The sequence below is a fragment of the Pseudomonas ficuserectae genome, assembly GCF_024584585.1.
GTDB classification, from domain to species: Bacteria; Pseudomonadota; Gammaproteobacteria; order Pseudomonadales; family Pseudomonadaceae; genus Aquipseudomonas; species Aquipseudomonas amygdali.
This window is the reverse complement of sequence record NZ_CP085684.1, coordinates 1466825-1480609: the sequence shown is the minus strand read 5'-3', so window position 1 is coordinate 1480609 and position 13785 is coordinate 1466825. Positions and strand designations below refer to the sequence as shown.

Annotated in this window: 8 protein-coding genes; all 8 read left to right on the top strand. The window is 60.4% G+C overall.

Going from position 1 to position 13785, the window contains the following annotated elements:
• Positions 1 to 48: 48 nt before the first annotated feature.
• The 8 genes from LJU29_RS06615 (at position 49) to LJU29_RS06580 (ending at position 13729) form a co-directional block, all read left to right on the top strand.
• Complete coding sequence (locus tag LJU29_RS06615) at positions 49 to 1116, top strand: putative urea ABC transporter substrate-binding protein (RefSeq protein ID WP_257111881.1); 1068 nt, start codon at positions 49 to 51, stop codon at positions 1114 to 1116.
• Between the two features lie 27 nt (positions 1117 to 1143).
• Positions 1144 to 1959, top strand: a complete 816-nt coding sequence (locus tag LJU29_RS06610; RefSeq protein ID WP_257111880.1) for an ABC transporter permease — start codon at positions 1144 to 1146, stop codon at positions 1957 to 1959.
• On the top strand, positions 1956 to 2738 hold the full coding sequence (locus tag LJU29_RS06605) for an ABC transporter ATP-binding protein (protein WP_257111879.1): 783 nt from the start codon (positions 1956 to 1958) through the stop codon (positions 2736 to 2738). The genes LJU29_RS06610 and LJU29_RS06605 overlap by 4 nt, the downstream gene beginning before the upstream one ends.
• Complete coding sequence (locus LJU29_RS06600; protein WP_057423180.1) at positions 2735 to 3460, top strand: urea amidolyase associated protein UAAP1; 726 nt, start codon at positions 2735 to 2737, stop codon at positions 3458 to 3460. The genes LJU29_RS06605 and LJU29_RS06600 overlap by 4 nt, the downstream gene beginning before the upstream one ends.
• Positions 3461 to 3471: 11 nt before the next feature.
• A complete protein-coding gene (locus LJU29_RS06595) occupies positions 3472 to 4089 on the top strand; it encodes an urea amidolyase associated protein UAAP2 (protein WP_005755360.1) in 618 nt (205 codons plus the stop codon).
• Between the two features lie 109 nt (positions 4090 to 4198).
• A complete protein-coding gene (locus tag LJU29_RS06590; protein WP_257111877.1) occupies positions 4199 to 8431 on the top strand; it encodes a 5-oxoprolinase/urea amidolyase family protein in 4233 nt (1410 codons plus the stop codon).
• A gap of 35 nt (positions 8432 to 8466) precedes the next feature.
• Entirely contained in the window at positions 8467 to 10281 is a 1815-nt protein-coding gene (gene atzF, locus LJU29_RS06585; protein WP_257111876.1) for an allophanate hydrolase, read from the top strand.
• A 142-nt stretch (positions 10282 to 10423) separates the two neighbouring features.
• Entirely contained in the window at positions 10424 to 13729 is a 3306-nt protein-coding gene (locus LJU29_RS06580; RefSeq protein ID WP_257111875.1) for a dermonecrotic toxin domain-containing protein, read from the top strand.
• Positions 13730 to 13785: the final 56 nt, after the last annotated feature.

Genomic DNA, 13785 nt, shown 5'->3' with positions numbered 1-13785 from the left:
GTCACGTTGCTCCTGGCCGCCTTTTTTCACTACTGGAGATTTCTCAACATGCAAAAGTCTCGTCTCTTCGGTCTGCTCACGGCAGGCCTGCTTGCTGCGTTGAGCTTCTCGGCGAATGCCGCCCAAAAAGATCACTTCAATGTCTGCTGGACCATCTACGCAGGCTGGATGCCGTGGGAATACGCAGGTAGCCAGGGCATCGTCGACAAGTGGGCGAAAAAATACGGCATCAAGATCGATGTCACCCAGCTCAATGACTACGTCGAATCCATCAACCAGTACACCGCCGGCCAGTTCGATGGCTGTACCATGACCAACATGGACGCACTGACCATTCCGGCTGCAGGCGGGGTGAAAAGCACGGCACTGATCGTCAGCGATTTCTCCAATGGCAATGACGGCATCGTGCTCAAGGGCGAAGGCAAGAAAGTCGCTGACCTGAAAGGTATGGATGTCAATCTGGTCGAGCTGTCGGTGTCTCACTACCTGCTGGCCCGTGCGCTGGACAGCGTCAAGCTCAGCGAAAAAGACCTCAAGGTGGTCAACACCTCGGATGCCGATATCTCGGCAGCCTTCAATACCGATGATGTGCAGGCAGTTACCACCTGGAACCCGATGCTGTCGGACATCAAAGCCAAACCCGGCGTGACCGAAGTCTTCAACTCCAGTCAGATTCCTGGCGAGATCATGGACATGATGGTCGTCAACACTCAGACCCTGAAGGACAACCCGGCGCTGGGCAAAGCCCTGACCGGTGCCTGGTTTGAAGTGGTCGCGCTGATGAACGCCAAAAACGCCCAGAGCAAGGCGGCGCTGGAGCATATGGCCAAGGCATCGGGCACCGATCTGGCCGGCTTCCAGGCGCAACTGGACACCACCAAGCTGTTTGCCACGCCCAAGGAAGCCCTTGAGTTCGCCACCAGCAAACAACTACCGGACACCCAGCGCAAGGTGGCCGACTTCTCGTTCGCCCACGGTTTGCTCGGTGAAGGCGCACGCGATGCCAACGCGGTCGGCATGTCGTTCGCCAATGGCGTGAACCTCGGCGACAAGGCCAACGTCAAGCTGCACTTTGACCCCAGCTACGTGCAGATGGCCGTCGACGGCAAGCTGTAAATCACGCTCAGTAAAAAGGTCATTGCCATGCGTTTGATAAACCGCCATCCGGATCGTGCCGGTCGCCTGATTCTGGTGATCCTGCCGTTCGCCCTGTTGCTGTTCGCCTACTTCATGGGCTCGGCCACCCGGCTTGCGGAAAACCCCACCGACAAACTGCTGCCCAGCGCGGTGCAGATGGCCGATGCGGTCAAACGCATGGCGTTTGTTGCCGATACCCGCAGCGGCGACTACCTGCTGTGGCAGGACACGGCATCGAGTCTGCAACGTCTGGCCATCGGCCTGGGGATCAGCGCGCTGTTGGGCCTGTGCCTGGGCATTGCGGCGGGCATCCTGCCGCTGTTCGGTGCGCCACTGTCGCCCTTGCTGACGGTAATGTCGATGGTGCCGCCGCTGGCGATCCTGCCGATTCTGTTCATCGTCTTCGGCCTGGGCGAGCTGTCGAAAGTGATGCTGATCGTGATCGGCATCACGCCGATTCTGGCCCGCGATCTGGAACAGCGTGCCCGGGAAATTCCGGTCGAGCTGCTGATCAAGGCGCAGACCCTCGGCGCCTCGACCTGGACGCTGATCCTGCGGGTGGTCCTGCCGCAATTGCTGCCACGCCTGTTGATCGCCCTGCTCCTGGTGCTGGGTTCGGCGTGGCTGTTCCTGATCGCCGCCGAGGCGATTGCCTCGACTGACGGTCTGGGCTACCGGATCTTCCTGGTGCGGCGCTATCTGGCGATGGACGTGATTCTGCCCTATGTGGTGTGGATCACCCTGCTCGCCTGGCTGATGGACTGGGGTCTGAAGGCCCTGACCCGACGTGCCTTTCCCTGGTACGAAGGAGCGCGGACATGAGCTTTATCAGTGTGCGCAATGTCTGGCAGCAATACACCGACCAGGTGGTGCTCGAGGGCCTCAACCTGGACGTGGCCGAAGGCGAGTTCTGCACGCTGGTCGGTGCGCCGGGCTGTGGTAAATCGACCTTTCTGCGCCTGTTGCTGGGTCAGGAAACCCCCAGTCGCGGTCTGATCACGCTAGACGGGACGGCCCTGCGCAATGAGCCAGACGCCAGCCGTGGCGTGGTGTTTCAGCGCTATTCAGTGTTCCCGCACCTGTCGGTGCTGGACAACGTGGCGCTGGGTCTGGAACTGCCCCGCTCGGCGTGGCTGGGCCGACTGTTCGGCCAGGCAAAAAGCGAGGCACGCGAGCACGCCGCGCAACTGCTTGGCAAGGTTGGCCTGGGGCATGCGCTGGATAAGTACCCCACGCAATTGTCCGGCGGCATGCAGCAGCGTCTGGCCATTGCTCAGGCGCTGATCATGAAACCCCGCGTACTGCTGCTGGACGAGCCCTTCGGCGCGCTCGACCCCGGCATTCGCAAAGACATGCACCACTTGCTGCTGGACCTGTGGCGGGAAACGAAGCTGACCGTGTTCATGGTCACTCACGACCTGTCCGAAGGTTTCAACCTCGGCACCCGCCTGCTGGTGTTCGACAAGGTCCGCCACGACCCGCACGAACCCGGCGCGTATGGCGCGCGCATCACTTACGACATTCCCCTCAACAGCGAACGCCGCGCCGAACGCGCCGCCATCGATTCGCTGCTCAACGTTTCAGAGGAGCCCGTTCAATGACTGACTCAACCACGCTGTACCCGGTTTTCGCCGAAGAGATGCTGCCCGGTGGCGGCCATCGTTCGTTCATCCTCAAGCGCGGCGAACTGCTGCGCCTGACCGACCTGCACGGCAACGCCAACGTCAGCCTGACTCTGCTCAACGCTCACGAAAAAACCGAGCGGCTGAACCTGCCCGACAGCCTCAAATGCCAGCACACCGCCAGGTTGAGCAACGGCCATTGCCTGTATTCGGACATGGGCCGCGTGCTGGCGGCCATCGTCACTGACACCTGCGGCTGGAGCGACAGCATCGGCGGCGTGCTCAATGCGCAGGAAGTCGCTGAAAAATACGGTCAGGGCCGCTATCAGGAACTGCGCAACGGCTTCTTTCGCAATGGCGTCGACAACCTGCTGGTCGAGCTGGGCAAATGGGGGCTGGGGCTGTCCGACCTGTTGATGACCCTCAACCTGTTCAGCCGAGTCGATGTCGATGAGGCAGGAATCCTGCACTTCGCCGCGAACAACTCGAAAGCCGGTGACTACATCGAGCTGTACGCACCGATGGACACGCTGGTGGTGCTGACCGCCTTGCAACATCCGATGGACCCTAACCCGCAATACGCCCCACAACCGCTCAGACTCAGCTGGATGAAGGCCGACGCCAGCGTTGCCGAGCACTGCCGCACCTCGCGCCCGGAAAACGAGCGCGGCTTCATCAACACCGACCGCCTGTTCGCCTGAGGAGCCCTGTCATGAATTCACACACTCACATTTGCTGCGACGCAACCATACCGGCAGGCGAGCCGTTCCTGGCCGAAGTCAAGGCCGGACAGACCGTGCGCATCCTCGATCTGCAAGGCAACCAGGCTGTCGATACGCTGTTTTTCAGCCTCGCCAACCCGCGTGAACGCTACGACGTACAACGCACCTTGCGCCGCCAGAACAGCGTGTACCTGACCACCGGCAGCGTGCTGTTTTCCAACCTCGGTCAGCCGATGCTGACCATTATCGATGACACCTGCGGTCGCCACGACACGCTCGGTGGCGCATGCGCGCAAGAGAGCAACACCGTGCGCTACGCCCTGGAAAAACGCTACATGCACAGCTGCCGCGACAATTACCTGCGCGCCTGCCTGCACGACGGGCGTCTGACCAAGGCCGACATCGGTCCGAACATCAATTTCTTCATGAACGTGCCGGTGACAGCCGAAGGCGGCCTGACCTTCGAAGACGGTATTTCCGCGCCCGGCAAGTACGTTGAACTGCGCGCCGAGATGGACGTGATCGTGCTGATTTCCAACTGTCCGCAGCTCAACAACCCCTGCAACGGCTACAACCCGACGCCTGCGCAGTTGCTGATTCGCGACTGACCCGGCACCACCCCTCAGCAACGGACGACCGTTGCGTAGATAGATCAATAGCGGGACGGCCCGCTTCCCATCACGAAACCGAGCGCGTCTGGGTTTCCGGGGTTATGCCATGTTCGACAAACTGCTGATCGCCAACCGTGGCGCCATTGCCTGCCGTATCCTGCGGACCCTGCGCACCTTGCAGGTCAAAGGCGTGGCGGTGTATTCCGAAGCCGACGCCGCAAGCCTGCACCTGATGCAGGCCGACGAAGCCCACAGCCTGGGCGAAGGCGGCGCAGCGGGGACTTATCTGGCGGTGGACAAGATCCTCGCCATCGCCAAAGCCAGCGGTGCCAGAGCCATTCATCCTGGCTACGGCTTTCTCTCCGAAAACGCTGCGTTTGCCCAAGCCTGCGAAGACGCCGATATCGCCTTCGTCGGGCCAACGCCCGAGCAACTGCGCGTCTTCGGCCTCAAGCACACCGCTCGCGCACTGGCCAGACAGCATGGCGTGCCCATGCTCGAAGGCACCGAGCTGCTCGACAGCCTTGAATCAGCCATCGCGGCGGCGCGTGATATCGGCTATCCGGTCATGCTCAAGAGCACTGCAGGCGGTGGCGGCATCGGCATGCGAGTGTGCCGCAGCGCTGAGGAGCTGGCCGACTCGTTCGAGGCGGTGAAGCGCCTTGGCCAGAACAATTTCAGCGACGCGGGTGTGTTCATCGAGAAATACATTCAGCGTGCCCGCCATCTGGAAGTGCAGGTGTTTGGTGACGGTCAGGGCGAGGTGCTGGCGCTCGGCGTACGTGACTGCTCGGTGCAACGCCGCAACCAGAAAGTGCTGGAAGAAACCCCGGCCCCCAACCTGCCCGACGGCATGGCCGATGAACTTTGCGCGGCAGCCATCAAACTCGCCAGAGCGGTCAATTACCGCAGCGCAGGCACCGTCGAATTCGTCTTCGACAGTGAGGATCAGCGCTTCTATTTTCTGGAAGTAAATACTCGTCTGCAGGTCGAACACGGCGTCACCGAGCAGGTGTGGGGGGTAGATCTGGTCAGCTGGATGGTACAACTTGCTGCCGGAGACCTGCCGCCACTGGAGCAATTGCAGGCCGGCCTGAAACCGTCCGGCCATGCCATTCAGGCACGGCTGTACGCGGAAGATCCGGGCCGTGAATTCCAGCCCTGCCCCGGCCTGCTGACGGCGGTGAATTTTCCGCCTGCCGATGGCCATGCACTGCGCATCGACACCTGGGTTGAAGCGGGCTGCGAGATACCGCCGTACTTTGACCCGATGATTGCCAAGCTGATCAGTTGGGCGCCGACCCGCGAGCGGGCCAGCACCGGGCTGATCGATGCGCTGAACGAAACGCGCCTGTACGGGGTCGAGACCAATCGCGACTACCTGCGCCAGATCATTGCCGACACGCCGTTCGCCAGCGGCCAGCCGTGGACCCGCTGCCTGGAAGGTCTGGTGTATCACGCTGACACCTTCGAAGTGTTGAGCGGCGGCACGCAGGCCAGCGTTCAGAATTATCCGGGGCGGCTGGGTTACTGGGCGGTCGGTGTACCGCCATCCGGGCCGATGGACAGCCGCGCGTTGCGCCAGGGCAATGGCCTGCTGGGCAATGCCGAAGGATGCGCTGCGCTGGAAATCACCATGAGCGTGCCGTTGCTGCGCTTTAATACCGATGCCGTGATTGCCGTGACCGGTGCGCAGATCCCGATCACGCTCGATGGCGAACCCCGCGCCATGAACGCCGCGCTGCTGGTGTGCGCAGGCTCGACCCTTGCGCTGGGCACCATTGCAGGTGCCGGCGTGCGCAGCTACCTGTGCGTACGTGGCGGGCTGGACGTACCGGATTATCTGGGCAGCAAAAGCACCTTTACCCTCGGCCAGTTCGGCGGGCATGGCGGGCGGGCGTTGCGGGCCGGTGATGTGTTGCACATTGCGCCATTGGTGGATCGTAGCGCGGGCCAGCGGATTGCCGATGACGCACTTGAGGCGCTGCCTGACATTCGCCGTATAAGGGTCATTTACGGCCCCCATGCTGCACCGGAATACTTTACCGAAGCGTACATAGAGACGTTTTTTGCAACCGATTGGGAAGTGCATTTCAACTCCAGCCGTACCGGCGTGCGCCTGATCGGCCCGAAACCCGAATGGGTGCGCGCTGACGGTGGCGAGGCAGGTCTACACCCGTCCAATATTCACGACAACCCCTATGCAATCGGCGCGGTGGATTTCACCGGCGATATGCCCGTGATCCTGGGTCCGGACGGACCGAGCCTGGGTGGGTTCGTATGCCCGGTGACCATTATCGAAGCGGACTTGTGGCAGCTGGGGCAGTTGAAGGCTGGCGACAGGGTCCGGTTTTATCCGGTGAGTGTCGAGGCATGTCATGCAGAACGATGCGGGAGCGAACTTGTTCGCGAAGGCTATCTTCCAGACGCAGAAAATACATCGACTGTACCGCCCTCTTCGCGGACAAGTCCGCTCCTACAGGGCACCGCGGACTCCCGTGGGAGCGAACTTGTTCGCGAAGGCTATCTTCCTGACGCAGCAGATCAATCGACTGTACCGCCCTCTTCGCGGACAAGTCCGCTCCTACAGGGCATCGCGGACTCCAGTGGGAGCGAACTTGTTCGCGAAGGCTATATTCCAGACGCAGAAAATCCATCGACTGTACCGCCCTCTTCGCGGACAAGTCCGCTCCTACAGGGCATCGCGGACTCCAGTGGGAGCGAACTTGTTCGCGAAGGCTATATTCCAGACGCAGAAAATACATCGACTGTACCGCCCTCTTCGCGGACAAGTCCGCTCCCACAAGGCACCGCGGACTCCCGTGGGAGCGAGCTTGTTCGCGAAGGCTATATTCCAGCCCCAGAAAATCCATCGACTGTACCGCCCTCTTCGCGGACAAGTCCGCTCCTACAGGGCACCGCGGACTCCCGTGGGAGCGAACTTGTTCGCGAAGGCTATATTCCAGACGCAGAAAATACATCGACTGTACCGCCCTATTCGCGGACAAGTCCGCTCCTACAGGGCACCGCGCGCCCTCAAAGCACCGCGGACTCCTGTGGGAGCGAAGCTGTGCGCATAGAGGATTTGCCCTCCCCGGTCATTCTCGACATAGGTCAGGACGATAAACGCTTGGTTGCACGCCTGTCCGGCGATACCCACCTGCTGCTGGAAATCGGTGCGCCAGAGCTGGATCTGGTGCTGCGCCTGCGCGGCCATGCCTTGATGCTGGCGCTGGAGGCCAAGCAACTGGGGGGCGTGATTGACCTGACGCCAGGTATTCGCTCGCTGCAAGTCCATTACCGCCCCGAACAACTGCCCCTCCGACAACTGCTCGACATCGTCGCCGGAGAGTGGGACGCAGTGTGCGCAGCGAAAGACCTGCAAGTGGCGTCGCGCATCGTTCATCTGCCGTTGTCCTGGGATGATCCGGCCTGTCAGCTGGCCATCGAGAAGTACATGACCACCGTGCGCAAGGACGCACCGTGGTGCCCGAGCAATCTGGAATTTATCCGGCGCATCAACGACCTGCCCAATCTTGACGAGGTGCAGCGTACGGTGTTCGACGCCAGTTATCTGGTCATGGGGCTGGGCGATGTGTACCTCGGCGCACCGGTCGCCACGCCTCTGGACCCGCGTCATCGATTAGTGACCACCAAGTACAATCCGGCGCGCACCTGGACCGCCGAGAATTCGGTCGGCATCGGCGGTGCCTACATGTGCGTGTACGGCATGGAAGGCCCCGGCGGCTATCAATTCGTCGGCCGCACGCTGCAGATGTGGAATCGCTACCGTGACGTTGCCGCCTTCGAGGGCAAGCCATGGCTGCTGCGCTTTTTCGACCAGATCCGCTTCTACCCGGTCAGCGCCGACGAATTGCTACGCATCCGTCGCGATTTCCCGCTGGGCCGCTTCGATCTGAACATCGAACACAGCACCTTGAACATGGCTGACTACCAGGCCTTCCTGACCCGCGAAGCCGAAGGCATCACGGCATTCCGTGCTCAGCAACAGTCCGCGTTCAACGCCGAACGCGAACGCTGGATCGCCAACGGCCAGGCCGACTTTCAGAGCGATGAAGGCGTCGCGCCAAACACCGAAGAGTTGCCACTGCAAACGGGCCAACAAGGCGTCGACAGCCACATCGCTGGCAATCTCTGGCAGGTCCAGGTGCAACCCGGCGAGCGTGTCGAAGCGGGTGATGTGCTGGTGATTCTGGAGTCCATGAAAATGGAAATCCCCCTGCTCGCGCCAGTCGCAGGTGTGGTGCAGGAAGTCAGGGTGCAACCCGGCTCGGCAGTACGCGCAGGGCAGCGGGTGGTGGTGCTGGCAGCAGACTGAACCGATCAACTTTTCACTTTCAATGGAATTGCGTCATGAACGACTCAGCACTGCCCAACGACCTGCGCCTGGATACCGTACGCACTGCTTACCTGTCCGGCCAGATTTCCCCACGCCAGCTGATTCTGGCGCTACGGGAAAAAGCCGCAACGCTCAACGCGGATTATCACCTGTTCATTCACCTGCTCAGCCCGGCTGAACTGGAGCCCTATCTGGCCGCGCTGGAAAATCGCGATATTCAAAGCCTGCCACTGTATGGCGTGCCCTTCGCGATCAAGGACAACATTGATCTGGCCGCCATTGCGACCACCGCTGCCTGCCCGGCGTACGCCTACACGCCAGCGCGCTCGGCAACCATCGTCGAGCAATTGATCGCGCTGGGGGCGGTGCCCATGGGCAAGACCAATCTGGACCAGTTCGCCACCGGCCTGAATGGCAGCCGCTCGCCCTATGGCGCCTGCCCCAACAGTGTCTTGAAAGAGTACCCGTCCGGCGGCTCAAGCTCTGGTTCGTCACTGGCGGTCGCGCTGGAGGTCAGTAGCTTCTCGCTGGGCACTGACACGGCGGGTTCGGGCCGTGTGCCCGCAGCGTTGAACAATCTGGTGGGGCTGAAAGCCAGCAAGGGGCTGATTTCCACCGCTGGTGTCGTACCCGCTTGCCGTACGCAGGATTGCGTGTCGATCTTTACTGCCACAGCAAGGGAAGCCAGCCAGTTGCTGGGGCTGGTTGCCACGCTTGATCCGCACGATGAATACAGCCGACACAACCCGCAGTGGAATGACCTTTCGGCATTCGGCGCACCTCGACCGTTTCGCTTCGGCGTACCACGCGCTGAAGACCTGGAATTCTTTGGCTGTAACGAAGGACCGAGGCTGTTCAGCGCGGCCATCGCCCATCTCACTGCGCTGGGCGGCGAAGCTGTCAGGGTGGACCTGTCACCGTTTCTCGAAGCGGCGCGGTTGTTGTACGAGGGGCCGTGGGTGGCCGAACGCTACAGCGTCGCCGGGCAGTTAATGGAAGAACACCCTGATGCGGTATTGCCGGTGATCCGCGACGTGCTGGCCAAGGCACCCCAGGTCAGCGGGGTCGATACGTTTCGGGCGCAATACCGTCTACAGGCGCTCAAGGTGATTTGCGATCGGGCGCTTGAAGGGCTGGATTGTGTGGTAACGCCGAGCATCGGCCGCCCGGTAACTTCAGCAGAACTGGCTGCCGAGCCAGTGCTGCGCAATTCGGAGCTGGGCTATTACACGAACTTCGTCAACCTGCTCGACTACGCCGCCATCGCCGTACCCAGTGCCTTCATGAGCAACGGTCTGCCGTGGGGCATTACGTTGTTCGGACGGGCATTCACCGATCAATACCTGCTCAGTCTGGCCGATGCTTTCCAGCGGCACACCGACCTGTCTTTGATCAGCGGTGAAGCACCTCGATTGCCCGCGCCGAAGACCTTAGCAGGTAACGATATGGCCCGGCTGGTGGTCTGCGGCGCGCACCTGGACGGACTGGCGTTGAACTGGCAGCTCAAGCGACGCGGTGCCCGTTTGCTGGAGTGCACACACAGCTCAGCCGACTATAAATTGTTCGCGCTGGCCGGTGGCCCGCCTTTCCGTCCAGGCATGGTACGGGTGGCCGAAGACGGTGTGGCCATTGAGGTGGAAGTCTGGGAGTTGCCCAGTGTCGAGCTGGGTTCGTTTCTGACCGGCATTCCGGCACCGCTGGGCCTGGGGAAGCTGCAACTGGCCGATGGCCGCTGGGAGACCGGGTTTATCTGTGAAGCCTACGGCCTGACAGGTGCTCGCGACATCAGCCATCTCGGCGGCTGGCGTGCCCACTTGCAACAGATGTAAGCGAAAAGGCGGCATGCTCTGACGTGCCGCCCTTTCTGAAACAGCTCTGTTACTCCACAGGCTCTGCCACTACTACATAGTTATGTCATGTTCGGACGGCCTTGCCGACATAGTGCGCATCCACTCACTTCGACCAGCCGTCATGAACCACATCTGGAGTCCGCTTCACCAGGACACCCTCCTTCACGCCTCATCATTTCTGCTGGAACAGCCAAGCGTTCTGCTGCCCGAGTACAGCAACAGCCGACACGATACGCTCAATGCCTGGGCGCCCTTGGCCATGCCTGCGCTCCGGTTTCCACCCCGTGAACAACCACTGCCACCGCTGGCCGAAAAGCACGCTACGCAAGATAAGACCGCACGCATCGAACGCACGCTCGAAGCACTGCGCAAAAGCCCGGGTTTCCAGCTGATCGCCAACTCGGCGTTGCTCCTTGAAGCGTGCCAGCTGGATATGGACTTCCCGCCGACTCGAAAACACTATGTCCACCAACAACTCGTCATGCTGCTCGAACAAAAGACCGGCAAGACGCTGGACCCGGACACGCTGCGGATCACGTTCAGCACGCAGACCCTGCCCGCCCTGAACGACGAGGGGCATGAGCGTTACAGCATTGACATGTCGCTGACCAACGTAGCACTGGCGGTCGTCGATCCAGAACAGTTCGTGGCCCTGTATCGCAGTGAAATCATCGACACGCCCTTGTCCGAGGAAGCCCCGTCACTGAGCGCAAGGCAGGTGCTCAAGTGGCTCAGCGAGACACCGCTGGATCGCGACTACAGCATGGCTCTGGAGGCTTTCAGGACACGACACACAGTCACCTGCCGCACCTTGTCGCGGTTGGGTTTTCTGGATGGGTTGGCTCACCGGTTCTTCCACGGGCACATCAGCCGCGACGGCTATTTCCTGACGCTGGACGCTCTGGGACTCAGTGATTTCCCTGCCGACGTAGCGACACTGGAACAGAGCGGCCGCGGTGAGAAATCCGAGGTTCGAATCTTGTCACTCAACGGCGAAACGGTGCCTGGAATTTTTCAGGTCAGTTCGAAAACCACCTCCCACTGTTTCATTCACATACTGAGTGCCAAGGGCAACGTAATCGAATACCTCAGCGATGATCCGGACCAGATGACCAACAGGCTGCTAGCGGCCCTGAATGCCTCGAAGCTCTATGGCTACACGTTGCATGCGCTTGATCAGGACGCAGGCATCGTTGCCAGCGCGCCGCTGCTCGCAGAAGACGTTTTTACCGAACTGACCCAGGCATCATTCGCCGAGACACAGCTCAACAGCCAGAACATCGACCTGCTCAAGACGGTATCGCGCAGCCTCAAGCTGGCCGGGGCGGTAGACCTCTGGCGGACCAACCCTGCTCTTCTGGAACACATCCCCTCGGCCTCCAGAATGGCTGCGCAGGTCATGGAGAGTTATCTGCTGGAACATCACGGTCTGACGCTCAACCCTGACCACGTGTTCATCGCCTATCAATCCGGTAACTCTATCAGCCCGCTGGGTGGAGCCCGCAATCCACCCACGCATGTTCACACACCCGATGAAAAACCGATCAGCCTGAGCGAAGCGCTGGTGATCAACTATCGGGTGGATGCTCCTCAGGGCTACATTGATCACGACGGTATTACAGAGGTCTTTCTCGACACCACCGGCCAGGGCGTACGCGCTCAGGGCCAGAGTTTGGCGATCACGCCGCAGGCACTTGAAGACTATATCAAGGCATTCGATTTTCTGAACTGGATGACCAAACGTATCCAAGAATTCTGGGGGCAGCAAAAAGAAGCCATCGAACAGGCACTCAAATCAGCCTTCATCCATCAGGCGCTGATCAGCCTGAAGCGCGGCAGCCTCAAACGCAGCGGTTTCGATCAAGTCGTTGAAGCGCTCGCCCCTTCTGCGCCCAATCACTGGCTGATACTTGGCTTCTTCGTTCAGGGCTCGCTGATCGACGGCATGGAACATCAATACACCGGGCTGTTGATACTTGAGCAACCCGGTAAACCGAAGGTGCTCTATCAGCCTGGGTATCCCGAAGCCTTTATCGAGTTTACGGACGGCGATGCACTTGAACGCTATCTGAACCTGAAGACCGCCCAACCGGACTGGCGTGAAGCCGTGATGCGCTACGTTCCCGTGCGCCATCACCAACGTCTGGACTACCTGTTCAAGCTATGGGGCGGCGTTCAGGCACCCGGTCCGCCCGTCTCCATCCTGCGCCCGTGGACGGATGCGCTGTACAACCCAGACGCTCGAAAAGCCCTGCACCACTCATTGTGTGAAAAAAAACTGGAGGGCTCGCCGTTCGGTTATCTGCATCAACTCCTGAAACAGAATTCGCTGGCTGATGCAGAAGAGCAGATCGTGACCTCCGCACAGGTTTCGCTGGCGTACTGGACAGACCGCCTACACCACTTACAGCGTTTGCTGGTGCCTATGTCTCTGTTGCGGACACCGGCGTTTTTAACGTCGCTTGCAGCGGATGTCGGCCTTACTGCACTGAGCATTGCCTCCGCGAATTTGCCGGGCAGTCGTTACGCAGAAAAGAATCAGGCGCTGCAGGCAACATTATCGCTGGGCTTGTTACAGCTTGGGCCGCAGACACCGAGACTACTGCGCACACTGACCAAAATCGTCAAACCTGCCGGTCATACAGCGGGGGCGTCTTTAGTGTTGTCCGGTGGCTCACGAGGCTCCAGCCATTTAAGCATGCGGCCATTAAAACCGCGCCATACACGACTGGAAAAATTCTTTCATACCGACGCCCTGCTAAAACGCTGGACCATCACCAGCATAGTGTCGCCCGGTTTGTTGCCGGTGCATGCCTGGAAGCTGGGCCGCCGTTTCCTGCTCTGGACGTCGGACAGAGGTCAGGCGCGGACACTGGTGGTCAGCACCCACGGGTACTACACCCCGTGGACTGCGACGGTGAAGATCCCCAACGGCACGGAGATCCGCACCTATGCGCCGCATGGTTATGAATTGGTCGACCCCAAATTGCACCGTATCGTCAACAAGAATGCCCGGCCGTTTGCCATTTCCAATACAAAGGAAAATATCCTGATGTATCCAGTAGCCGCGCATGAGCCATTGCTGATGACGGACAAGATAATCGCGGGCACTTCACTGCCCGGCAGGCTTAAGAACTACAGCCTGTCCAAGTTCCAGACAACCAGTTACGAAACCTATGACGATATTGCACGGGTGGTAGGCAACTCGAACGCATCGCCCCTCAAGGGCTGGTTACCGCCAACGCCAATGGATGTACTGACGGTACGCAACCGCTTCGGCAAGACGCCACCGTCGTTGAGCGACCTGTTCAACAGCCTGTCGACACAGGGTATCCATTACGACAGGGTGCTGCTGGTGCACTGCCGATGCGCAGCAATATCTGCACTGTTGCGGCGCACACCGGTTTATCATCCCCCTGCAACATAGCCAATTGGCAGGAGCGCCTGAACCAACTGCCCCGATCATCGAGCAAGACAATCGCC